Source organism: Variovorax sp. OK212, from assembly GCF_900112425.1.
In the GTDB taxonomy this organism is placed as follows: Bacteria; Pseudomonadota; Gammaproteobacteria; order Burkholderiales; family Burkholderiaceae_C; genus Variovorax.
This window is the reverse complement of record NZ_FOLP01000008.1, coordinates 274,066-296,601: the sequence shown is the minus strand read 5'-3', so window position 1 is coordinate 296,601 and position 22,536 is coordinate 274,066. Positions and strand designations below refer to the sequence as shown.

At 66.2% G+C, this 22,536-nt stretch carries 17 protein-coding genes and 2 pseudogenes; 13 read left to right on the top strand and 6 right to left on the bottom strand.

Going from position 1 to position 22,536, the window contains the following annotated elements; genetic code table 11:
* The 9 genes and pseudogenes from BM004_RS41515 to BM004_RS23790 form a co-directional block, all read left to right on the top strand.
* Positions 1–138, top strand: a pseudogene (locus BM004_RS41515) (ABC transporter permease); the annotation flags it as partial.
* Positions 135–1,010 carry an ABC transporter permease gene (locus BM004_RS23825; protein ID WP_177206586.1) on the top strand — a complete coding sequence of 292 codons (876 nt, stop codon included), beginning with the start codon at positions 135–137 and terminating at the stop codon, positions 1,008–1,010. The pseudogene BM004_RS41515 and the gene BM004_RS23825, both read left to right, overlap by 4 nt.
* Positions 1,011–1,020: 10 nt before the next feature.
* On the top strand, positions 1,021–2,028 hold the full coding sequence (locus tag BM004_RS23820; protein WP_093217379.1) for an ABC transporter ATP-binding protein: 1,008 nt from the start codon (positions 1,021–1,023) through the stop codon (positions 2,026–2,028).
* Complete coding sequence (locus BM004_RS23815) at positions 2,025–2,858, top strand: ATP-binding cassette domain-containing protein (RefSeq protein WP_256220017.1); 834 nt, start codon at positions 2,025–2,027, stop codon at positions 2,856–2,858. The genes BM004_RS23820 and BM004_RS23815 overlap by 4 nt, the downstream gene beginning before the upstream one ends.
* Positions 2,859–2,899: 41 nt before the next feature.
* Positions 2,900–4,393 carry an ABC transporter substrate-binding protein gene (locus BM004_RS23810; protein ID WP_093217373.1) on the top strand — a complete coding sequence of 498 codons (1,494 nt, stop codon included), beginning with the start codon at positions 2,900–2,902 and terminating at the stop codon, positions 4,391–4,393.
* Positions 4,394–4,397: 4 nt separating this feature from the next.
* Positions 4,398–5,798, top strand: a complete 1,401-nt coding sequence (locus BM004_RS23805; protein ID WP_093217370.1) for an amidase — start codon at positions 4,398–4,400, stop codon at positions 5,796–5,798.
* Between the two features lie 43 nt (positions 5,799–5,841).
* Entirely contained in the window at positions 5,842–7,290 is a 1,449-nt protein-coding gene (locus BM004_RS23800) for an aldehyde dehydrogenase family protein (protein WP_093217367.1), read from the top strand.
* Positions 7,291–7,299: 9 nt separating this feature from the next.
* Positions 7,300–8,190 (top strand): NAD(P)-dependent oxidoreductase, encoded by an 891-nt coding sequence (locus BM004_RS23795; RefSeq protein WP_093217365.1) that lies wholly within the window; start codon positions 7,300–7,302, stop codon positions 8,188–8,190.
* A gap of 584 nt (positions 8,191–8,774) precedes the next feature.
* Entirely contained in the window at positions 8,775–9,956 is a 1,182-nt protein-coding gene (locus BM004_RS23790) for a sensor domain-containing diguanylate cyclase (RefSeq protein WP_093217362.1), read from the top strand.
* Between the two features lie 328 nt (positions 9,957–10,284).
* Here BM004_RS23790 and BM004_RS23785 read toward each other — a convergent pair whose 3' ends face one another.
* From BM004_RS23785 to msuE, 3 genes are all read right to left on the bottom strand, one after another.
* Entirely contained in the window at positions 10,285–11,322 is a 1,038-nt protein-coding gene (locus BM004_RS23785) for a methionine synthase (RefSeq protein ID WP_093130320.1), read from the bottom strand.
* Between the two features lie 98 nt (positions 11,323–11,420).
* Positions 11,421–12,404 carry a DUF1852 domain-containing protein gene (locus BM004_RS23780; protein ID WP_093217361.1) on the bottom strand — a complete coding sequence of 328 codons (984 nt, stop codon included), beginning with the start codon at positions 12,402–12,404 and terminating at the stop codon, positions 11,421–11,423.
* Between the two features lie 45 nt (positions 12,405–12,449).
* Positions 12,450–13,031 carry an FMN reductase gene (gene msuE / locus BM004_RS23775; RefSeq protein ID WP_093217358.1) on the bottom strand — a complete coding sequence of 194 codons (582 nt, stop codon included), beginning with the start codon at positions 13,029–13,031 and terminating at the stop codon, positions 12,450–12,452.
* Positions 13,032–13,490: 459 nt separating this feature from the next.
* Between msuE and BM004_RS23770 the strand changes: the two genes are divergently transcribed.
* Both BM004_RS23770 and BM004_RS23765 read left to right on the top strand, forming a co-directional pair.
* Positions 13,491–14,402 (top strand): LysR family transcriptional regulator, encoded by a 912-nt coding sequence (locus tag BM004_RS23770; protein WP_093217356.1) that lies wholly within the window; start codon positions 13,491–13,493, stop codon positions 14,400–14,402.
* A pseudogene (locus BM004_RS23765) lies at positions 14,399–14,934 on the top strand (epoxyqueuosine reductase QueH). Before BM004_RS23770 ends, BM004_RS23765 begins: the two are co-directional and overlap by 4 nt.
* A 90-nt stretch (positions 14,935–15,024) precedes the next feature.
* On the opposite strand, the gene BM004_RS23760 reads toward BM004_RS23765, so the two are convergent.
* Positions 15,025–15,297: a hypothetical protein gene (locus tag BM004_RS23760; protein ID WP_093217354.1), complete on the bottom strand. Its 273-nt coding sequence runs from the start codon at positions 15,295–15,297 to the stop codon at positions 15,025–15,027.
* 653 nt (positions 15,298–15,950) lie between these two features.
* A complete protein-coding gene (locus BM004_RS23755) occupies positions 15,951–16,838 on the bottom strand; it encodes a LysR family transcriptional regulator (protein WP_093129999.1) in 888 nt (295 codons plus the stop codon).
* Between the two features lie 285 nt (positions 16,839–17,123).
* Here BM004_RS23755 and BM004_RS23750 point away from each other — a divergent pair, with 285 nt between their 5' ends.
* Together BM004_RS23750 and BM004_RS23745 are read left to right on the top strand one after the other, a co-directional pair.
* Positions 17,124–20,678 carry an indolepyruvate ferredoxin oxidoreductase family protein gene (locus tag BM004_RS23750; RefSeq protein WP_093217351.1) on the top strand — a complete coding sequence of 1,185 codons (3,555 nt, stop codon included), beginning with the start codon at positions 17,124–17,126 and terminating at the stop codon, positions 20,676–20,678.
* A gap of 109 nt (positions 20,679–20,787) precedes the next feature.
* Complete coding sequence (locus BM004_RS23745; RefSeq protein ID WP_093130001.1) at positions 20,788–22,092, top strand: ArgE/DapE family deacylase; 1,305 nt, start codon at positions 20,788–20,790, stop codon at positions 22,090–22,092.
* A gap of 30 nt (positions 22,093–22,122) precedes the next feature.
* Here the strand turns inward: BM004_RS23745 and BM004_RS23740 are convergent, their stop codons facing one another.
* Positions 22,123–22,536: a GFA family protein gene (locus BM004_RS23740; protein ID WP_093217349.1), complete on the bottom strand. Its 414-nt coding sequence runs from the start codon at positions 22,534–22,536 to the stop codon at positions 22,123–22,125.

Below are 22,536 nucleotides of genomic sequence, written 5' to 3'. Positions count from 1 at the left end.
CAGGCCATCAGCAACCGCGACCTGATCGTGGTGCGCAACTGCGTGATGCTGCTCGCGGCCATGGTGGTCATCGTGAACTTCGTGGTCGACGTGCTGTATGCCGTGATCGACCCGCGCATCAAGGCCAGCGACATATGAACGCGATCACGGCTCCAAGCGCTGCGGCGCTCAAGCTTCCCGGTTTCTGGCAACGCGCGGTGAAGCACCGCAGCTTCGTCATCGGCGGCGTGCTCGCCGCCCTGCTGCTGCTGGCGGCGCTGGTTTCCTTCGTGTGGACGCCCTGGTCGCCCTACGCGATGGACATGGCGAACAAGATGCAGGCGCCCTCCATGTCGCACTGGCTGGGCACCGACGCGTTCGGCCGCGACGTGGCGTCGCTGCTGCTGGTGGGTGCGCGCGCGTCCATCCTGGTGGGCGTGATCGCGGTGGGCATCGGCCTCCTCGTCGGCACCGCGCTGGGCCTGCTGGCCGCCGCCAGGCGCGGCTGGGTCGAGGAAGCAGTGATGCGGCTGTCGGACTTCACGCTCGCGTTCCCCGCGATCCTCTCGGCCATCATGATGACGGCCGTGTTCGGCGCGGGCATCGTGAATGCCATCGTGGCCATCGGCATCTACAACATTCCGACCTTCGCGCGCATCACGCGGGCATCGGCCAATGCGATCTGGTCGCGCGAGTACGTGGCCGCCGCGCGCGCCTGCGGCAAGGGCAGCTTCGCCATCACCATGCAGCACGTGCTGCCGAACATCTCGGCCGTGCTGATCGTGCAGATCACCATCCGCTTCGCCATTGCCATCCTGGCGGAAGCCGCGCTCTCCTACCTCGGCCTGGGCACGCAGCCGCCGCAACCTTCGTGGGGCCGCATGCTCAGCGAAGCGCAGACCCTCATGTTCCAGCAGCCGCTGCTGGCCGTCTTCCCGGGCATGGCGATCGCGCTGGCCGTGCTCGGCCTGAACCTGCTGGGCGACGGCCTGCGCGACCTGCTCGACCCGCGCCTTGCCCGCGCACGCTGAGAACACGACGATGCCCCTCCTCGAAGTCAACAACCTCCAGATCGGCCTGCAGACCCAGCGCGGGGCGGCGCAGGCCGTGCGCGGCATCTCGTTCTCGCTGGAGCGCGGCGAAACGCTGGGCATCGTCGGCGAGTCGGGCTGCGGCAAGTCGATCACCGTGATGTCGCTCATGGGGCTGCTGCCCTCCAGCGCCCAGGTCACGGGCAGCATCAAGCTCGACGGGCAAGAGCTCGTCGGCCTGCCCGAGAAGCAGATGTGCCAGATCCGCGGCAACCGCATCGGCATGATCTTCCAGGAGCCGATGACGGCACTGAACCCGGTGCACACCATCGCGCGCCAGGTCGGCGAGCCGCTGCAGCTGCACCGCGGCCTGACCAAGGCGCAGGCGCGCAAGGAGGCGTTGAGCCTGCTCGACCGCGTGGGCATTCCCGATGCGGCCTCGCGCCTGGATGCGTATCCGCACCAGTTCTCCGGCGGCCAGCGCCAGCGCATCGGCATTGCCATGGCGCTGGCCTGCGGGCCCGACCTGCTGATTGCCGACGAGCCCACCACCGCGCTGGACGTGACGATCCAGAAGCAGGTGCTCGACCTGATCCAGGGCCTGGTCAAGGAAATGGGCATGGCGCTGATCCTGATCTCGCACGACCTCGGCGTGATCGCCAACAGCGTGAAGCGCATGCTCGTGATGTACGGCGGCAGCGCCGTCGAGAGCGGCCCGACCGACACGGTCTTTGCCGGCCGTGCCCACCCCTACACGCGCGGCCTGTTCGCCGCCCGGCCTGCCCTGGGCGCCGTGCGCGCCGGCCGCCTGCCGACCATTCGCGGCAGCGTGCCCGAGCTGGTCGACATGCCGCGCGGCTGTGCCTTCGCGGGCCGTTGCGCCCACACCATCGACCTGTGCCACAGCACGCGCCCGCAGGCCACGCTGCTGCCCGGCGACCACACGGTGCGCTGCCTGCGGCTGGGCGAAATCGCCGCCTTGAACACCAGGACGGCCACTCCCGTCCTCTCCGCATGAGCCAGATTCGCCCGATGAGCCAGCCCACCACCGCCAGCCAGCCCCTGCTGGCCGTGAACAACCTCTACCGCCACTACGCGCTGCCGCGCGAAAAGCTCTTCGGCCCGCCGCCCACCGTGAAGGCGCTCAACGGCGTGAGCTTCGAGGTACAGGCCGGCAAGAGCGTCGGCATCGTGGGCGAATCGGGCTCGGGCAAGTCGACCATCGCGCGCCTGGTGATGGCGCTGGACACCCCCACGTCGGGCACCGTCTCGCTCGAAGGCCGCGACCTGCATGCGCTGTCGAAGTCCGAACTGCGCGCCGCGCGACGCGACTTCCAGATGGTGTTCCAGGACCCGTACGGTTCGCTCGACCCGCGCCAGACCGTGGCGCGCATCGTGGCCGAGCCGCTGGAAGCACTTGCCGAAACCAGCCGCGCCGAACAGCGCGAACGCGCCTCGGAAGCGCTCGCCGCCGTCGGCCTGCGCACCACCGACATGGACAAATACCCGCACGAGTTCTCGGGCGGGCAGCGCCAACGCATTGCGATTGCACGCGCGCTCATCACGCGCCCCAAGCTCATCGTCGCCGACGAACCCGTCAGCGCGCTCGACGTGTCGGTGCAGGCCCAGGTGCTCAACCTCATGCAGGACCTGCAGCAGCAGTTCGGCGTGAGCTACCTGCTGATCAGCCACGACCTCGCGGTGGTCAACCACCTGTGCGACGAAGTCTGCGTGGTCTTCAAGGGCCGCATCGTGGAGCGCGGCCGCCCGGCCGACCTGTTCCAGCACGCGCAGCACGAGTACACGCGCACCCTGCTTTCCGCGGTTCTGCACACGCCGTCCCGCTGAAGCGGGCGTTCTTTTTCATCTCACCTCCAGGGAACTATCGAATGTTGAAGCGACGCACACTCATGACTTCCGCCATGGCGGCGGCAATCCCGGGTGTCTTTTTGCCCGAGGCCCGCGCGCAGGCCGGCAAGAACACGTTGACGATCGGCATGCCGCTCGAACCGCCGGGCCTGGACCCGACGACCGGCGCCGCATCGGCCATTGCGGAAATCACGCAATACAACATCTTCGAGACCCTGACCAAGGTGAACGCCGACGGCTCGGTCACGCCGATGCTGGCCGAGAGCTGGTCGTCGTCGCCCGACATGAAGACCTTCGTCTTCAAGCTGCGCAAGGGCGTGCGCTTCCAGAACGGCGAGCCCTTCAACGCGGCCGCGGTGAAGTTCTCTTTCGACCGCGCCGGCGGCGCCAAGAGCACCAACAAGGACAAGCGCTTCTTCAGCGAGATCGGCACCGTGGTGCTCGACGACCACACGGTGGGCGTGAACAGCACGCTGCCCAACCCCGACCTGCCCTTCATGCTGGGCCAGTCGACCGCCTGCCTGGTCGAGCCCAAGAGCGCCGAGACCAACGCCACCGCCCCGGTGGGCACGGGCCCCTACAAGCTCAGCGCCTGGCAGCGTGGCGCCTCGTGCACGCTGGTGAAGTCGCCGACCTACCGCGACCCGAACCTGGCGAAGACCGAGCGCTTCGTGTTCCGCTTCATGTCGGACACGGCGGCGCAGACGGCCGCGCTGATGGCCAACGACATCGACATCTTCCCGCGCGCGGGCACGCGCTCGGTGGCGCAGTTCAAGGGCAACCCGCGCTTCCAGGTGATCGAGGTGGGCACGCGCGGCAAGGTGATCCTGACCATCAACAACCGCAAGAAGCCGCTGGACGACGTGCGCGTGCGCCGCGCCATCCTGGCGGCCATCGACCGCAACGCGATCATCCAGGGCGCGGCCGACGGCTTCGGCAAGCCCATCGGCAGCCACTACGCCATGGGCGCGCCGGGCTTCGTCGACACCACGTCGATGAACCCCTTCGACATCGAGAAGGCGAAGAAGCTGCTGGCCGAAGCCGGCGTGAAGACGCCGCTGGAGCTGCGCCTGCAGCTGCCCCCGCCCTCGTATGCGCGGCAAGGCGGCGAGATGATCGCGGCGCAGCTGGCGCAGATCGGCATCAACGTGAAGATCCAGAACGTCGAGTGGGCGCAGTGGCTCAGCGGCACCTTCGGCGGCGCGCACGACTTCGACCTGACGATGGTCGCGCACGTGGAGCCCTTCGACCTGGTGAAGTACACCGAGGCTGACTACTACTGGGGCTACGACTCCAAGAAGTTCCGCGACCTGTTCGTCACCATCCAGAACGAAGAGAACAAGAAGCGCCGCGCCGACCTGCTGGCCGAGGCCCAGCGCCAGCTGGCCACCGACGCGGTGAACGGCTTCCTGTACCAGGCGGTGTTCCCGACCATCGCGCGCAAGGAAGTGAAGGGCCTGTGGCCGAGCATGCCGATCGTGGTGAACGACCTGGCCGCCATCTCGTGGGGTTGATGCGATGACAACGCCCCTCTATGCCCTGAGCGTGCAGGAACTGCGCGCGGCCTATGCGGCCAAGGAACTGTCGCCGGTGGAAGTGACGCGTTCGGTCAACGAACGCATTGCTGCCTACGAGCCCGAGCTGCGCGCCACGTGGCTGTTCCGCCCCGAGCTGGCGCTCGAACAGGCGCGCGCCTCCGAGGCGCGCTGGCTGGCCGGCACGCCGCGCAGCCCGCTCGACGGCGTGCCCGTGACCATCAAGGACAACCTGGCGACCGAAGGCGACCCGATGCCGCTGGGCACCGCCGCCTACGACCTGGTGCCGATGACGCAAGACTCCCCGCCGGCCGCGCGCCTGAAGGAAGACGGCACGGTGCTGGTCGCCAAGACCACCATGCCCGACCTGGGCATGCTGTCCTCGGGCCTGTCGAGCTTTCATGAACTCTCGCGCAACCCGTGGGACCTGTCGCGCACGCCCGGCGGCTCCAGCGCGGGCGCCGGTGCGGCTGCCGCGGCCGGCTACGGCCCGCTGCACGTGGGCACCGACATCGGCGGCTCGCTGCGCCTGCCGGCGAGCTGGTGCGGCATCTACACGCTCAAGCCCAGCTTCGGCCGCATTCCGCTGAGCACGCCCTACATGGGCCGCTGCGCCGGACCGATGACGCGCACGGTGGCCGACTCGGCCCTGATGATGGCCTCGGTCGCGCAACCCGACGACCGCGACTACTCGGAACTGCCCGCGCCGACGATCGACTGGAACGCCTTCGAGGTCGACCCGTCGTTCCTCAAGGGCAAGCGCGTGGCGCTGCACATGGACGCGGGCTGCGGCCTGCCGCTCGACCCGCAGATTGCCGAAGCCGTTCGCCGCGCCGCGAAGCGCATCGAGGCGGCCGGCGCGCAGGTGGAAGAAATCGGCGCCTTCATGACGCCGAAGATGCTCGAAGGCATGGACCACTTCTGGCGCATGCGCTCGTGCCTGGACATGCAGGCGATGAGCGCGGAAAAGCGCGCGAAGATCCTGCCGTACATCCGCGAATGGGCCGAGAGCGCGGCCGGGTTCTCGGGCGCGCACATCTTCGACGCGTACAGCCAGTTCATCGCCACGCGCGTGGCCACGGTGGCCGCCACCAAGGCCTGCGACTTCGTGCTGTCGCCGGTGTCGCCCAACCTGCCCGCCCCGGCGGACCACGCCTCGCCCACCAACGACCCGATGCGGCCGCTGGAGCACATCGGCTTCACCGTGCCGTACAACATGTCGGAGCAACCGGCCGCGTCCATCAACTGCGGCTACTCGGCCGAGGGCCTGCCCATTGGCCTGCAGATTGCCGGGCGCCGCTTCGACGACCTGGGCGTGCTGCAGTTCAGCCGCGCCTTCGAGCAGATCCGCGAAGCGCAGAAGCCCTGGCCGGAACCAAAGTGACATTGCAGCGTCCCATGGCGCTGATCGCAAGGAGACACATCACATGAACGCAACCCACTACATCGACGGGCGCCACGTGGCGTCCGACGGCAACGCCACCATCGACGTGATCGACCCGAGCGACGGCCAGAAATTTGGCGAGATCGCGCGCGGCACGGCCGCCGACGTCGACACCGCCGTGCGCGCCGCGCGCCAGGCCATGGGCGAGAACTTCGACGGCCCCTGGGGCGCGATGACCGCGCTGCAGCGCGGCCGGCTGCTCGCCAAGCTCGGCGCCGCCGTCATGGAACACCATGAAGAGCTGGCCCAGCTCGAAGCGCGCGACACCGGCAAGGCGCTGCGCGTGGCGCGCAACGACGCCACCGCGCTGGCCCGCTACATGGAGTACTACGCCGGCGCCTGCGACAAGCTGCACGGCGACACCCTGCCCTACGAGCGCGGCTACACCGTGCTGACCGTGCGCAACCCGCACGGCGTGACGGGCCACATCGTTCCCTGGAACTACCCGATGCAGATCGCGGGCCGCAGCGTGGGCGCCTCGCTGGCCGCGGGCAATGCCTGCGTGGTGAAGCCGGCGGAAGACGCCAGCCTCTCGCTGCTGCGCCTGGCGGAGATCGCGACCGAGGTGGGCTTTCCGGCCGGCGCGCTGAACGTGGTGACGGGCTACGGCAAGGAAGCCGGCGCGGCGCTGTGCGCGCACCCGGGCATCGACCACATCTCTTTCACCGGCTCGACCATGACCGGGCGCAGCGTGGGCCTGGCCGCGGCCGAGCGCCACTGCCCGGTGACGCTGGAGCTGGGCGGCAAGTCGCCGCAGATCGTGTTTGCCGACGCCGACCTGGACGCAGCGGAGCCGGTGCTGGTCAACGCCATCATCCAGAACGCGGGCCAGACCTGCTCGGCGGGCAGCCGCGTGCTGGTGGAACAGTCGGTCTATGAAGAGGTGGTGCAGCGGCTGGCCAAGCGCTTCACGGCCGTGCGCGCGGGCACACCCGCCGAAGACCTGGACATGGGCCCGCTCATCAACGAAAAGCAGTTCCGCCAAGTGCGCGACATGGTCGCCACGGCAGAGGCGAGCGGCATGAAGGTGGCGGCGCGCGGCACGGTGTCGCCCAACGCCTCGGCCACCGGCTTCTATCAAGAGGCCGTGCTGTTCCGCGACGTGCCGCACGACAGCGACCTGGCGCAGCGCGAGGTCTTCGGCCCGGTGCTGGCCGTGATGCCCTTCGCCGACGAGGCCGAGGCGGTGCGCCTGGCCAACGGCACGGACTTCGGCCTGGTGGCCGGCGTGTGGACGCGCGACGGCGCGCGCCAGCTGCGCATGGCGCACAAGCTGCACTGCGGGCAGGTCTTCGTGAACAATTACGGTGCGGCGGGTGGTGTAGAACTGCCCTTCGGCGGCGTGAAATCCAGCGGCTTCGGCCGCGAGAAGGGCTTCGAGGCCCTGCTCGGATTCACGACCCTCAAGACCATCGCAATCAAGCACGGATGACACTCACCCATGACCACCACTGAAAAACAAACGCCGCGCAACGTCGGCCTCGTCGGCGTCGGCCTGATGGGCCACGGCATTGCCAGCAACATCGTCAAGCACGGCCACAAGCTGACCGTGCTGGAGCACGCGGGCAACCAGCCGATCGACGACCTGCTGAAGGCCGGCGCCACGTCGGTGAAGGACGTGGCCACGCTGGCCGCGCAGGTCGACGTGCTGATCCTGTGCGTCACGGGCACGCCGCAGGTCGAGGCCGTGATGCTGGGCGACACCGGTGCGCTGAGCACGCTGCGCCCCGGCACGGTGGTGATCGACTGCTCGACGGCCGTGCCGGCCTCCACCGCCAAGGTGGCCGAGGCCGTGAGCGCCAAGGGCGGCAAGTTCATCGATTCGCCAATGACCCGCACCGCCAAGGAAGCGGCCGAAGGCCGGTTGAACCTGCTGGTGGGTGGCGACACGGAAGTGCTGGCGTCGTGCCTGCCGCTGCTGCGCTGCTTTGCCGAGAACGTCACGCACGTGGGTGCCATCGGTGCCGGCCATGCAATGAAGCTGCTGCACAACTTCGTGTCGCTGGGCACGGTGGCGTTGCTGTGCGAGGCCGCGGCCTGCGCGCAACGCGCGGGTGTCGCGCCCGACGTGTTTGTCGATGTGCTGGCCAAGGGCGGCGGCAACGGCGTGGCGCTGGAACGCGTCAAGCCCAAGCTGCTGACGGGCAGCACCGATTCGCTGAAGTTCTCGATGGCCAATGCCAAGAAGGACCTGGGGTACTACAACGACATGGCGGAGCAGTCGTCTTCCGGCCACGGCATTGCGCTGGCTGTCGATGCGCTGCTGACGCAGGGTGTCGAGAAGTTCGGTGGCGACCGGATGGTGCTGGATCTGGTCGAAGCGCTGCGCTGATCCTTTGCTTTTGTTCTGTGCACCGCCGTTGTTCGGCGCGCGTGCACCGGACACCGGGTGCTCCCCCGCGCGAATGTCCGCCGGGGCTGCGCCCCTCCTTCTTCTTTCGCTGCGGGGCACACCCGATGCCCTGCGCACGGTGAGCGCGGCTGTGGCGCTGGCCGTTCCGTTCTGCCGCGGGGCGTGCCGTGAAACCTGCTGGAGAAGCGGAAATCATCCGGTGTCGATTCAGTACGCTTGATTCACGCCTGTAGAGCGTCTCGGTTGGACGCCGCCACCGCGAACCGATCCGGGCACCGGGTCTTCGGGTGCATCACGGTGTGGCACTTCCCGCAGTTTCCATGATGGTCTCCCGTCGAGGCACGGGCTTGCACCATTCATCCTCAAGTCGTCCGCAGCAGCGGCTGCTTCCGGGAAACTGAAACTTTCGTTCGCAAGCGGCACAATACCGCCACATTCGGACACCGGGCGTCGAGCCGTCGAACCTCCTGCTGGCAGTGGCTGCCAGGGCCTTCCGCTCAGCGCCGGTTCGATGTCACCTGGCCTTCCGAGCCAGTTCTTCTGCCCCTTCTCTCGGCATCAACATGGTCTCAACCATTCTCATCGGCATGCTGTGCGCACACCTGTTGTGCTTCTCGGCGATGTTCTTTCTCATCAGCAAGCGCCTGCACGGCAACAAGATGGGCATGGACTTCTTTGCGATGGGCAACCTGTTGCTGGGTTTGGCATATGCACTGCAATTTGCCGAAGGAGGCCCCGCCTGGAGTTTGATGAGCGTCGGCAATCACACGCTCACGCTCGCCGCGCCGGTGGCGTATTGGCTGGGCGCCATGCGGTTCTTTGGCCGATCCGTCCCCTTGTGGCGACCGCTGCTTGCAATGGCGGGCATCTACACCGTGGCGCAGGTGCTGGTGGAATGGAGCTTCGGCCCGGTCGCCCGATACGCCATGCTCTCCGGCATGTCGGCGCTGCTGTTCCTGGTCATGGCCGTCACCGTGATTTATGGCGTGCTCACGTTCGCCCGAGACCTGTACGGCGAGATGATATTTTTCGCGGTGCTGATCAGCGGCATCTGTCTTCTCAATGCAGTCAAGTTCGTGAACCTTCTGGGCATGGGGCTGGACGCGTTGCGCATGGGCGGAAATTTTCAGCTCGTGTTCTATGTCTATATGTCGTTCCTGGCCACCGTGCTGCCGCCATCGATCATCTGGTTGGTGTTGCGCCAGTTGACCGACGAGTTGCGCGACGTGGCCGCGCGCGACCCCCTGACGAAGTTGCTCAATCGCCGCGGACTGAAGGAGGCGCTGCAACGGTATTTCAGAGCGCGCGGGGCCGTCTCGGCCTATCTGGTGATGGCCGACGTGGACCACTTCAAGCGCATCAACGACCGCTACGGTCACCAAGCGGGGGACCAGGTGCTGTGCCGTGTGGCGGATGTTCTGCGCACCCACGTGCGCGAGGGCGATTTGACGGTGCGCATCGGCGGAGAAGAATTCGTCGTCGTCTGCATGAACACCGAGGTTCGCGGCGTCACGCAGCTGGCGGAACGCTTGCGCACGGCCATTGAAAACGCGGCAACCGTTGTCGAAGGGGTCGACCACCCGCTGCATTGCACGATCACGCTCGGGATTTCGCACGCCTTCACGGGCGCGGATGCTCTCGTGAATGCCTTGAAAGAAGCCGACGCGGCGCTCTACGACGGCAAATCGGCCGGGCGCAACCAAGTCAAGGTGGCGGGAGCCGCTCTGTGCAGCATCGCTGCATGACTTCAGGCCCTACGGGGAACGGGGAGTTGATGGCTTTGGAGAGCCAGCCAATGTGGCAGGGCTGGCCATTGAACCCGGAGATGCGGGCGACCGCTCAGGGCCAAGCGATGCCGGCCGCGGTTCGCCCATGGTCGCATGGTCGGGCCACAAGCCGATGTTGGCTGGTGCCCTCCAGTTCCGTGTTCAATCGGCCAACTGCTGTCGTTCGGCGCAACGCCGTCCACGACAGGTACAGGCCAGTTTCAGCCGGTCGTGCACGGGCGGGCTGAAACGTCGCGCATCGCGTCGACGCGCGATCTTCGGAATGGAGCGAGGGAGCTCTTCAGAATCAAGCTGCGGTCAGCCGTTCCCGTGCCAGCCTTGTTCCCTCTGCCAGCGCCTGCAGCTTGCGCCACGCCACATCCCGCCCCATCGGCGCCAGCCCGCAATTCGTGCACGGGAACAGGCGCTCCTTCGGCACGAATTCCAGCGCCCGGCCGATGGCGTCGGCCACTTCCTCGGGCGTTTCCACCACGTCGCTGGCCACGTCGATCACACCGACCATCACGTCCTTACCGGCCAGCAGCTTCATGAGGTCGGGCGGCACGTGGGAGTGGATGCATTCCAGGCTCACCTGGTCGATGCTGCTTCTTGCCAGCGCCGGGAACACCGCCTCGTACTGGCGCCATTCCTCGCCCAGCGTGCTTTTCCAGTCGGTGTTGGCCTTGATGCCGTAGCCGTAGCAGATGTGCACGGCCGTCGTGCAGGTGAGTCCCTGCGCCGCGCGCTCGAGCGCCTGCACGCCCCAGTCAGCGGCGTCCTTCATGTAGACGTTGAACGCGGGTTCGTCGAACTGGATGATGTCCACGCCGTCGGCCTGCAGCGCGAGGGCTTCCTGGTTGAGCAGTTCGGCAAACGCGAAGGCCATCTTGATCCTTCCTTCGGCATTGCCGCCGTAGAAGCGGTCCGCCACGGTGTCGACGATGGTCATCGGGCCGGGCAGGGTGAACTTCAGCTTCTTCTTCGTGTGCGCGCGCGCCAGCTGTGCCTCGAAGGCATGCACACGGCCCTTGAGGCGCAGCGCGGAGACCACCTGCGGCACCATCGCGTCGTAGCGGTTGTCCCGGATACCCATCTTCACCTTGTGCTCGAAGTCGATGCCCTCGACCTGTTCGAGGAAGCCGTGCACGAAGTGCTGGCGCGACTGCTCGCCGTCGCCCACGATGTCCAGGCCCGCGTCTTCCTGCGCCTTGATCCACAGCAGGGTCGCGTCGGCCTTGGCCTGGCGCAGCGCGTCGCCTTCGGCCATCCATTGCGGCCAGAGCTTGTTGGTTTCGGCCAGCCAGGCCGGCTTCGGCAGACTGCCCGCGATGGAGGATTCAAACAGCTGGCTGACAGCGCTCGATGGTGGGGAGGCCGAGGCGGACGTGATCGACGAGGCGGGCAATGGTTTTTTCATAAAGTTGGTCTGTATGTTTTGGTTGGTCAGAGCACGAAATTGGCAGCCCATTGTTCAAGGACGCTCTTGTACGGTTTGATGAAGTGCTCTTCCGTGAACTTGCCCTGCTTGACAGCCAACTGGCCACGCTCTTCTCGATCATAGACAATTTGAGTCAATGAGTAATCCGCATTCTTCAAGCTGGGTTGGTAGAAACTCCCCGCTGCAGAGTTGGCGTTGTAGATCTCGGGCCGATATATCTTTTGAAAGGTTTCCATCGTGCTGATGGTGCCGATAAGCTCAAGATCAGTGTAGTCGCCCAGCAAATCGCCGACGAAGTAAAAAGCCAAAGGTGCAACGCTGTTTGGCGGCATGAAAAGGCGAACCCGCAAACCCATTTTTGCGAAATATTGGTCCGTCGAGGAAAGTTCATTCTGCTGATACTCGGCGCCCAGGATGGGATGCCGATTTTCAGTCCGATGGTAGGTCTTGCTGCTTGAGGCGCTGATGCAGATGACCGGTGGTTTATCGAAGCACTCCTGGTAAGCATCCGAGTTCAAGAAATGCTTGAACAGCTTTCCATGCAAGTCGCCGAAATCGGCTGGGGCGCTGAACTCGGATCTGTCGATGTTGTGCTCTGGGAGCCGTACGCTGAAGTCGTAATCGCGCACGTACGAAGAAAAATTGTTTCCGGCAATACCATCGATGCGCTTGCTGGTTTTTTTGTCGATGATGTTCGTTTTCAGTATCTCGATCAAAGGAAATACGTCATTGCCGCTCTCGGCATCGATATTCATCTCGGCGGAAACAATTTCAAGTTCGACAGAATAGCGATCGCCCGCCGGATTGTCCCAATGCGCCAAGCTGTTGAAGCGATTGTCGATCATCCTCAATGTTTTGCGCAAGTTCTCCTGGCGGCTGCTTCCGCGAGCCAAATTGGCAAAATTGGTGGTTACGCGCGTATTGTCCGATGGGTGATAGTTTTCATCGAAAACAATGCTCTTGATGCTGAATTTGAATTGTTTGCTCATTGTGATCTGGTGCGCTTATTTTTGAGATTAAAGACAATTCTTTTTTCAGGCCGCGACCACTTCGTCGGTGATGGCAGACCTTGCATGGCGCGTCAATTCGACCAACGGCAATGCCCGTTGGACCGCCAGTCGGGCCCGCTGGATCAGGGCCTCGTTCTGCAGGCTGTAGTCCACGAAATCCGTGTCGGTCGCGTAGACGCCCAGCGGCAACGTGCGTGCTTGGAAGAAGCTGAACAGCGGCCGCAATTGGTGGTCGATCACCAGGGCATGGCGCTCGCTGCCGCCGGTGGCAGCCAGCAAGACCGGCTTGTCGATCAGGGCGTCCTGATCGATGAAGTCGAAGAAGTGCTTGAACAGTCCCGTGTAGGAGCCGCGGTAGACCGGTGTCACCACCACCAGGACGTCAGCTTGCTCGACCCCGGCAAGTTCGCGCTCCACCGTGTCCGGCAGCTGGGAGCGCCAGACCGCGCCGGCAAGCTGCGGTGCCAGCTGACCCAGCTCGACCAGGCGTTGTTCGCACACGACTTCGTCGGCGATCAGGTCCAGCAGGTGCTCTGACAGGGCTGCAGCCTTGGAGGGGCGTTGAAGTCCGCCGGAAACTGCGACTACACGGAGTGGACGTGTCATTTTTGCTTTCATAAGAATTGATCTACCGGCGCCAGGAGCCCCGCAGTTTTCGCGCGCGCGGCAGCATGACTTCGACGGTTGGGCCAGCGTGTGGCTCGCCGTTGGCTCCCATCCCGTGTTCAAGAACGGCGCAGACCCCATGCAGCAGTTGCAGGTGCCTGGCCCACGCGCCGTTTCGGCCGCAGGGCAGTCTCATGCGCGAGGCTCAGGCGAGATCCAACCTGCCCCGGGCCGTCCGGCGGACAAAGCCGCCATGCGCCAGGGATCGTTGTTGGGGGTGGAGCGGACAGCACGGTTCAACGCCGAAACCTGCTCGCGCACCCGCGCAATTCGAGCTTGTGAATGATGGTGATGGCCTCTGTGACGAATACAAACTAGCAATGGGAGCGGATGCTAACGATGGGAAACAATGAAGTAAAATGGTTTTATTTCACACATCCATGAATATGGCTCATCAGAATGCTTGAGCGCATCCACCTCAACATCGTTAAGCAGGTCGAAAAACAAGGGTCGTTGACGGCCGCCGCGGGCGTGCTGAGCCTGACCCAGTCGGCCCTGAGCCACAGCATGAAGAAACTGGAGCAGCAGCTGGGCACTGACGTCTGGCTGCGCGAAGGTCGAAGCCTGCGCCTGACGCAGGCCGGCCAGTACCTGCTGGCGGTGGCGAACCGGGTGCTACCGCAGCTGGCCTTGGCCGAAGAGCGTCTGGGCCAGTTCGCGCAGGGCGAGCGCGGTGCGCTGCGCATCGGCATGGAATGCCACCCTTGCTACCAGTGGTTGCTCAAGGTGGTTTCACCCTATCTGGCCACATGGCCCGACGTGGACGTGGACGTCAAGCAAAAGTTCCAGTTCGGCGGGATCGGCGCGCTCTTCGGCTACGAGATCGACTTGCTGGTCACGCCCGATCCGCTGGTCAAGCCGGGGCTGAAGTTCGAACCCGTGTTCGACTACGAGCAGGTGCTCGTCGTGGCCAAGGACCATGCCCTGGCTTCGGCGGCCTACGTGAAGCCCCAGCAGCTGACGCGGGAAGTGCTCATCAGCTACCCCGTGGACATCGAGCGCCTGGACATCTACAGCCAGTTCCTGTTGCCGGCGGGTGTCACGCCCAAGCGCCACAAGGCGATCGAAACCACCGACATCATGCTGCAGATGGTGGCCAGCGGCCGTGGCGTGGCCGCCCTGCCGCGCTGGCTGGTCGAAGAATATGCGGCCAAGATGGACGTGGTGCCCGTGCGGCTGGGCCAGCGTGGCATCGCCAAGCAAATCTTCCTGGGCGCACGCGAGGCGGACACCGCCATCGACTACGTGCGCGCCTTCATCGAACTGGCCCGCGAGCCAGCCATCGCCATGGCGCGAGGAGCCAGCCGATGAACACCACCGTCGAACGCCTACCGCTTCCACTGCCTGGCGGCCACGACAAGGTGCTGCTGCATTCCTGCTGCGCGCGCCCTGCTCGGGCGAGGTCATGGAAGCCACGCTGGCCTCGGGCATCGGCTACGCCATCTTCTTCTACAAACGCAAGATCCATCCGCTCAAGGAATACGAGCTGCGCAAGAACGAGAACATCCGCTTCGCCGGGCAGTTCGGCGTGCCCTTCATCGATGCGGACTGCGACCGGGACAACTGGTTCGAACGGGCCCGGGGCATGGCGCACGAGCCCGAGCGCGGCGTGCGTGCGGCGGCCAGGTACCCCGGCCTGATGCAGTCGGAATGCAACTGGCGCAAGGGCGGTGGCTCCGCGCGCATGACCGAGATCAGCAAGCGCGAGAGCTTCCATCAGCAGGCGTACTGCGGCTGCGTCTACTCGCTGCGCGACGCGAACCGGCATCGGGTGGAAGGCGGCCGTGAGCGCATGCAGCTGGGCGTGAAGTTCTACGGCGACGAAGAGCCAGCAACAGACTGATGTGCATTGCCGGGGAGCGACGCCACCCCTGGGCTTCCGACTGTCGCTCCACGGACGGGCCACGAGATTCGCAGCCCGCCAGACCGGCTGCTAGCCGCCGGTCTCAGGCGCGTTGTTGCTTCGCGCCTTCTCGCTCAACTGAAACAGCGCCACGGCTTCCCGCGCCAGTTTGGCCGCGAGCCAAAGCAGGTTGTCCAGTTGCCGAGGTCCGTCACCGCTGCACCAGTCGGTGTCTTCGCCGTGGCAGACCCACAGCAGGGCTTCGAGTTGGGCGAGCGTGTCTTCCAGAAGATCCGTCGGGTGCTGGGCGTTCCCGTCGGGGGATACCGGCGTGCGAGGCCGGGCTATAGTCTTGGTAGCCATTTTTGTGCGGTCCTTTACAGGTGAATGCACGTCTTTGGTCAGACGGTCGAGGTGTTAGTCGCACCCCGGCCGTCGCCTTTTGATACCTCGCATTCGCATCGCTGCTTTCGCACCGACAACCTGCCGCGAGGCAAGCAGCCTTCAAACGTCTCAGTGGTTGTGTGTTGCTCCTTCCTTGTTCCCTTGTTGGGGTATTGAGTGACAGGGGCATTCACTTTAGTGAAGCGCCCAGCGAAGTAGCCGTTCCATGCGGCATGAAGTTTCGGCAACCGCCAACAAATGCAGCTTCCGCAATGCGCCGCGCGCGGCCTCATGGTCGCTGTGCGAGCGCGTCACGCAAAGCCACATTTGCTTCCGAGCAAGACACAAAAAATCCAGGCTCTGCACGCATCCAGGCCAGCGCACGCGCGCGACTTCAGCGAGGCGAAATCAGAGAACGCGAAGTGCAATGACGCGGCAGCCGAAACAGCATCGTCGCCGACCGATCACGCGAGGCGCAACGTGCGCGGCGTTCCCCAACTGCGCTGAAAGCTCACGCCGATGGGGTGCCTTGCGCAGCGAAATAAAGGAGGAGGCCGCAGGCCGGGGGACATTCGCGGAGCAAGGTACCCCGTCGACGTGAGCGCCGCCCCGAATGACCCCGCACCCGACCCCTACGGCATCCCACGCGCCAGCAGATGATCGACCAACCGGCGCTGCGGAAAACTCAACGCCTCCTGTCGCGTGCACAAATACATGCGACGTGAAGCCCAAGCGTCCGTCAGGTTGATGAAGCGCAACTTCATCTCCTTGCGGTAAGTCACCGCCGCCCCTTCGGGCAGGATGCCCACGCCCATCCCCGCTTCGATCATCCGGCACACCGCCTCGAAGCTCTTCACGCGCACACGCAGGCGCAGCACCTTGCGCGCGCTCATCGCCGCGTCTTCCATCGTGCGCGAAATGGCCGAGTCGTCTTCGAGCCCCACGAAATCGAAGTCGAGCAGTTCCTCGAAAGACACCTCACGCCCACGCCACGGATGCTTCTGCCGCACGATGGCCACCAGGCGGTCGGTGCGGTAGGGAATGAAGTTGAGCGCGGGGTCGGCCGCCTCGCTGGTGATCACGCCCACGTCCGCCTGCCGGTCGCGAATGGCCTGCACGATGTACACGCTGCGGTGCTCTTCCACGCTCACGCGAATCTCTGGGTAGCGCTGCCTGAAGCTCGCCACGTCGTCGGGCAGGAACTGGCCCATGGCCGATGCGTTGGCATGCAGTCGCACGCGCCCCGTGGCGCCCTGCGCGTAGTCGGACAGGTCCGCGCGCATGCGGTCGACGTCGCGCAGGATCTGGCGCGCATGCATTGCCAGCGACTCACCCGCGCCGGTGGGCGTCACGCCCTTCGACGTGCGATTGAGCAGCGCCACGCCCAGGTGGCCTTCCAGGATAGCCAGGCGCCGGCTGGCGGCCGACAGCACCATGTGGCTCTCGGCGGCGGCCTTCGACAGGCTGCCGTGCTCAATGGCGCGCAGGAAAAGCGCCAGCGAATCGAGGTCGGGTCTCATGGGTCTCTGGCGTCTCCGGGTTCTGCGGGGGCCGCCATTGTCAGGCCAGCGGTCGCCCGGCAGGCACGGCGACCGGCGCCGAAAGACTTTCGGTCAATCGCATCCGCAAAAGACAAATCTTCCGGAAAGCGCGCCGTTCCGCCAAAACGAAGAAGCACTTTCCGGGCGCAAAGCGGAAGAATCGTTGCTGCCTCGCCGTCTACCCCGGCGCGGCAACCGGCGGGCCGGCCCTTTACCGGGGCCACGCCCGCATCCCACGAGTCCTACCCGGAGTCTTTTTCAGTCATGGCATCCCACGAACTGGCCAGCGTTGCGCTGGACGACAAATACACGGCCACCGAAGGCCGGATCTACCTCAGCGGCATCCAGGCACTGGTGCGCCTCATGCTCGTGCAGAAATGGCGCGACCAGCAGGCGGGGCTGAACACCGCGGGCTTTGTCTCGGGCTACCGCGGCTCACCGCTCGGCGGCCTGGACGAAGCACTGTGGAAGGCGCAACCGCAGCTGCAGGCCAACGCGGTCAAGTTTTTGCCCGGCGTGAACGAGGAGCTGGCGGCCACCGCCGTGTGGGGCACGCAGCAGGTGCACCTCACGGGCGAGAGCGCGGTCGATGGCGTGTTTGCCATGTGGTACGGCAAGGCGCCCGGCGTGGACCGCTGCGGCGACGTGTTCAAGCACATGAGCCACGCGGGCACCTCGCCCCACGGCGGCATCCTGCTGGTGGCGGGCGACGACCACGGCGCGTCTTCTTCCACGCTGCCCAACCAGAGCGACCACCTGTTCGCGGCCTCGATGATCCCGATGCTCTACCCGCAGAGCGTGGAGGAATACATCGAGCTGGGCCTGCACGGTTTTGCGATGTCGCGCTTCGCCGGCCTGCCGGTAGGCTTCAAGGCGCTGGCGGACACGGTGGAGTCGTCGGGCTCCATCGCGGCCGGCGCGCTCGACGTGCACACGCGCCTGCCCGCGGACTTCGTGTTTCCGCCCGGCGGCGTGCATGCGCGGTTGTCGACCGACACGCTGGGCGTGCAGGCGCGCAAGCAGGAGGCGCTGATGCAGGACTACAAGATCTACGCCGCCATTGCCTATGCGCGCGCCAACCGCCTGAACCGCGTGACCATCGACTCGCCCAAGGCGCGGCTGGGCATCGTGGCCTCGGGCAAGTCGTACCGCGATGTGCTCGAAGCGCTCGAAGAACTGGGCATCGACGCGGACGAGGCCGCGCGCATCGGCATTCGCCTGTTCAAGGTGTCGATGCCGTGGCCGCTGGAGCCGGACTCCATTCGCGAGTTCGCGCAAGGGCTCGAAGAAATCCTGGTGGTCGAGGAGAAGCGCCAGATCGTCGAGTACCAGCTCAAGGAGCACCTCTACAACTGGCGCGAGAACGTGCGCCCGCGCGTCATCGGCAAGTTCAACGAAGAAGGCGAATGGGGCGCGCACCCGCGCGGCCAATGGCTGTTGCCGGCCACGGCCGATTTCTCGGTGGCGCAGATCGCGCGGGTCATCGCGGGGCGCGTGGCGCGCTTTCACACCAGCGACCGCATCCGCATGCGGCTCGCGATCCTCGACGCGAAGGACGTGGTGCTCGGCAAGGCCGGGGCCACGCCGTCGCGCCCGGCCTGGTACTGCTCGGGCTGCCCGCACAACACCTCCACCAAGGTGCCTGAAGGCAGCCTGGCGCTCGCGGGCATCGGCTGCCACGTGATGGCCACGGCCATCTACCCCGAGCACAACAAGACCACCACGCACATGGGCGGCGAAGGCGCGCCGTGGCTGGGGCAGGCGTGGTTCTCCAAGCGCCGGCATGTGTTCGCGAACCTGGGCGACGGCACGTACTACCACTCGGGCTCGCTGGCCATTCGCGCGGCCGTGGCGGCGGGTGTGAACATCACCTACAAGATCCTCTACAACGACGCGGTGGCCATGACGGGCGGCCAGCCGGTCGACGGCCCCATCAACGTGCCGCGCATCGCGCACCAGGTGGCCGCCGAAGGCGTGAAGCGCCTGGCGCTGGTGGCCGAAGACCCGACGCGCTGGGCCGACCGCAGCGTGCTGCCACCGGAGCGCGACGGCTTCGTGCTCAGCGTGCACCACCGCGACGACATGGACGCGGTGCAACGCCAGCTGCGCGAGTGCGAGGGCGTGTCCGTGCTCATCTACGACCAGGTGTGCGCGGCGGAAAAGCGCCGCCGCCGCAAGAAGGGCGAGTTCCCGCAGGCCGCGCGACGCGTGTTCATCAACGACGCGGTGTGCGAAGGCTGTGGCGACTGCGGCGAGCAGTCGAATTGCACGGCGCTGTTGCCCAAGCAGACCGACCTGGGCCTGAAGCGCAGCGTGGACCAGAGCGCGTGCAACGCCGACGAGTCGTGCATCAAGGGCTTCTGCCCGAGCTTCGTGACGGTGGAAGGCGTGAAGCCGCGCAAGCAGGCGCCGGTGGCGGCAAAGGCCGCGGCCGAAGAGGCGCCGCTGCCCGAACCCGTGCAAGCCGCGCTCGACGGCATGCACAACATCCTGATCACCGGCATCGGCGGCACGGGCGTCATCACGATCGGTGCGCTGATCGGCATGGCGGCGCACCTCGAAGGCAAGGGCGTGAGCGTGCTCGACATGACGGGCATGTCGCAGAAGAACGGCTCCGTCACCTCGCACGTGCGCATTGCGCGCGACGCGGCGCAGCTGAAGGCGCAGCGCATTCCCACCGGCGAGGCCGACCTGATCCTCGGCTGCGACATGCTCACCGCCGGCGCGCCCGACGCCATCGCGCGCATGCGGCCGGGGCGCACCTATGCGCTGGTCAACACCTTCGAGCAGCCGACCGGGCATTTCGCGCAGCAGCCCGACTGGGAGTTTCCGGCGGCGCAGGTGCGCGCGCTGATCGAGGAGTCGGTCGAGGGCCGCACCGACTTCATCGACGCGACGCAATTGGCCACGCGGCTCATGGGCGACGCGATTGCGGCCAACCTGTTCCTGCTGGGCTTCGCGTTCCAGAAAGGCTTTGTGCCGCTGTCGGCCGAGGCGTTGAACAAGGCCATCGAGATCAACGGCGTGGCCGTGAAGGCGAACCAGACGGCCTTCCGCTGGGGCCGCAAGGCCGCGCTGGACCTGGCGGCGGTCACGCGCGAGGCCACGCCGCAAAAGGTGGTGGCCCTGCAGCGGCCGCAGAGCTTCGAGGCACTGGTGGCCGACCGCACGGCGTTCCTCACGTCGTACCAGAACGCCGCGTATGCGCAGCGCTATGCCGAACTGGTCGAGCGCGTACGCGACGTGGAGCAACGCACGCGCGGCACCACCTTGCTTGCAAAGGCCGTGGCGTCGGGCCTGTTCAAACTCATGGCCTACAAGGACGAGTACGAAGTCGCACGCCTGTACACCGACAAGCGCTTCATGGAAAAGCTAGGCGAGCAGTTCGAAGGCAAGCCCGTGCTGCGCTTTCACCTGGCACCGCCGGTGCTGGGCCGCCGCGATGCCGAAGGGCGCGCGGTGAAGACGAGCTTCGGGCCCTGGATGATGGGCGCGTTCCGCCTGCTGGCCAGGTTCCGCGGGCTGCGCGGCACGGCGCTGGACGTGTTCGGCCGCACGGCCGAGCGCCGCATGGAGCGCCAGCTGATCGGCGACTACCGCGCGATGGTCGAAGACCTGCTCGCGCGATTCGACCGCATCGACTACGACACCGCGCTGTCGCTCGCGCGACTGCCCGAGCAGATCCGCGGCTTCGGGCATGTGAAGGAAGAAAGCGTGGTGTCCGCGCGCGTGCGCTGGGCGGCACTGGTGAAGCAGCTCGACACCGCCGGCCCTTCGGCGCCCAAGGCCTCGCCGAGGCAGGCTGCCATGGCCGCCTGACCGCGCGTGCCACCGTCGCGGATGCGCCAGCCCTCAGAACGGCGCATCCGCGACAGTCCGAGGCCCATTCCCAACGGTGCGCGCGGCGCCCCGCTGAAAGAATGGGTTCATGAAAGAAGCCACCCCCATCCAGGCCGACGAAGCCGCCATCGTTGCCGCTGCGCATGCCCTGCGCGACGAAGCCGTCACCATGCTGAGCGAGCTGGTCACGCACCCTTCCCTTCTCGGGCACGAGCAGAGCGCACAGCGCTTCATGGCGGACGCCTTCGGCGCGCTCGGCCTGCAGGTGGACGAGTTCCAGATCGACGAGGAGAAGCTGCGCGCCCACCCGGGCTATTCGCCCTCGATCGTCTCGTACGACGGACGCACGAACGTGGTGGGCATCCACCGCCCCACCGGTCCGTTCAAGGGCAACTCGCTGATCTTCAACGGCCACATCGACGTGGTGCCCACGGGCGCCGAGGTGCTGTGGACGCACCCGCCGTTCTCCGGCAAGGTCGAAGGCGACCGGCTGTACGGGCGCGGCTCGTCGGACATGAAGGCCGGCATCATCGCGTACACCATGGCCTACAAGGCGCTGAAGTCGCTGGGGCTGGAGCCTGCGTCGCCGGTGTACTTCCAGTCGGTGATCGAAGAGGAATGCACCGGCAACGGTGCGCTGGCCTGCCTGGTGGAGGGCTACCGCGCCGACGCGGCCGTCATCACCGAGCCGGTGGCGGCCGACGGCGTCATGACCTGCCAGATGGGCGTGCTGTGGCTCGCCATCGAGGTGCTGGGCAAGCCCGTGCATGCCTCGATCGCGCAGACCGGCGTGGGCGCCATCGACTTCACCATGTACCTCTTCAACGAGCTGAAGAAGCTCGAGGACAAGTGGAACGCACCGAGCGCGCGCTACCGCACCTTCGCGCACCACAACCACCCGGTGAACTTCAACCTGGGCAAGATCAGCGGCGGCGAATGGGCCTCGTCGGTGCCCTCGGCCTGCCGCGCCGACGTGCGCCTGGGCTTCTACCCCGACATGAAGGTGGAGAAGGTGAAGGCCGAGGTCGAGGCGCTGCTGGCCGCCGCCTACGAGGCGCACCCGGCCCATGCCGCGCTGAGCTACAAGATCGTGTACGAGGGCTTCCAGGCGGACGGCTGCGAGGTGCCTTCGGACGCGCCCATCGTCGTGGCGCTGTCGAAGTGCCACCAGGACATCGTCGGCAAGGTGCTCACCCCCACGGCCTTCACCGGCACCACCGACGCGAAGTTCTTCAACCTCTACGGCGAGACGCCCGCCATCTGCTACGGCCCCTCGGGCGGCGCCAACATCCACGGCATCGACGAGTGGGTGTCGATCGACAGCGTGATGCAGGTGACGGCGGTGCTGGCGGTGTTCATGGCGCGGTGGTGCGGGGTGAACAAGATCGGCTGAGGCCGCACCGCCGGCCGACTTCCGGCGGGCTCACATCGGCGGCATCCTGTCGAACTTCGGCAACGCCGGGTCCAGCTGGTCCCACGCATGGGCGCGAACGGCGTACGTGACCAGCTGCGGCTGGAAACGCGCCGGGTCGTCGAGGCTCGCGGCGTGCACGGTGAAGATGTCGGGCATCGCCGCGAAGGTCATGTACACGGGCGAGCCGCAGGCCGGGCAGAACGCGCGGGTCTTGGTGTTGCCGCTGTCGCCGGCCAGGTCCCACAGTGTCGCCTGCCCGCTGTGCTTCACGCCGCCGCGCGGGAACGTGAGGTACGAGCCGTGGCCGGTACCGCTCTTGTGCTGGCAGTCGCGGCACTGGCAGTGGTTCTGCACGATCGGCTCGCCTGAAATTTCATAACGGATCGCGCCGCACGCGCAACCGCCGGTGTAGGTCTGGCTCAT

Coding starts and splice junctions, on each gene's coding strand:
- BM004_RS23810 (WP_093217373.1), top strand. CDS start 2,900: ATGTTGAAGCGACGCACACTCATGACTTCCGCCATGGCGGCGGCAATC.
- BM004_RS23745 (WP_093130001.1), top strand. CDS start 20,788: ATGAAAGAAGCCACCCCCATCCAGGCCGACGAAGCCGCCATCGTTGCC.
- BM004_RS23760 (WP_093217354.1), bottom strand. CDS start 15,297: ATGGCTACCAAGACTATAGCCCGGCCTCGCACGCCGGTATCCCCCGAC.
- BM004_RS23740 (WP_093217349.1), bottom strand. CDS start 22,536: ATGAGCCAGACCTACACCGGCGGTTGCGCGTGCGGCGCGATCCGTTAT.
- BM004_RS23780 (WP_093217361.1), bottom strand. CDS start 12,404: ATGAGCAAACAATTCAAATTCAGCATCAAGAGCATTGTTTTCGATGAA.
- BM004_RS23815 (WP_256220017.1), top strand. CDS start 2,025: ATGAGCCAGATTCGCCCGATGAGCCAGCCCACCACCGCCAGCCAGCCC.
- BM004_RS23750 (WP_093217351.1), top strand. CDS start 17,124: ATGGCATCCCACGAACTGGCCAGCGTTGCGCTGGACGACAAATACACG.
- BM004_RS23795 (WP_093217365.1), top strand. CDS start 7,300: ATGACCACCACTGAAAAACAAACGCCGCGCAACGTCGGCCTCGTCGGC.
- BM004_RS23755 (WP_093129999.1), bottom strand. CDS start 16,838: ATGAGACCCGACCTCGATTCGCTGGCGCTTTTCCTGCGCGCCATTGAG.
- msuE (WP_093217358.1), bottom strand. CDS start 13,031: ATGACACGTCCACTCCGTGTAGTCGCAGTTTCCGGCGGACTTCAACGC.
- BM004_RS23805 (WP_093217370.1), top strand. CDS start 4,398: ATGACAACGCCCCTCTATGCCCTGAGCGTGCAGGAACTGCGCGCGGCC.
- BM004_RS23770 (WP_093217356.1), top strand. CDS start 13,491: ATGCTTGAGCGCATCCACCTCAACATCGTTAAGCAGGTCGAAAAACAA.
- BM004_RS23800 (WP_093217367.1), top strand. CDS start 5,842: ATGAACGCAACCCACTACATCGACGGGCGCCACGTGGCGTCCGACGGC.
- BM004_RS23820 (WP_093217379.1), top strand. CDS start 1,021: ATGCCCCTCCTCGAAGTCAACAACCTCCAGATCGGCCTGCAGACCCAG.
- BM004_RS23790 (WP_093217362.1), top strand. CDS start 8,775: ATGGTCTCAACCATTCTCATCGGCATGCTGTGCGCACACCTGTTGTGC.
- BM004_RS23825 (WP_177206586.1), top strand. CDS start 135: ATGAACGCGATCACGGCTCCAAGCGCTGCGGCGCTCAAGCTTCCCGGT.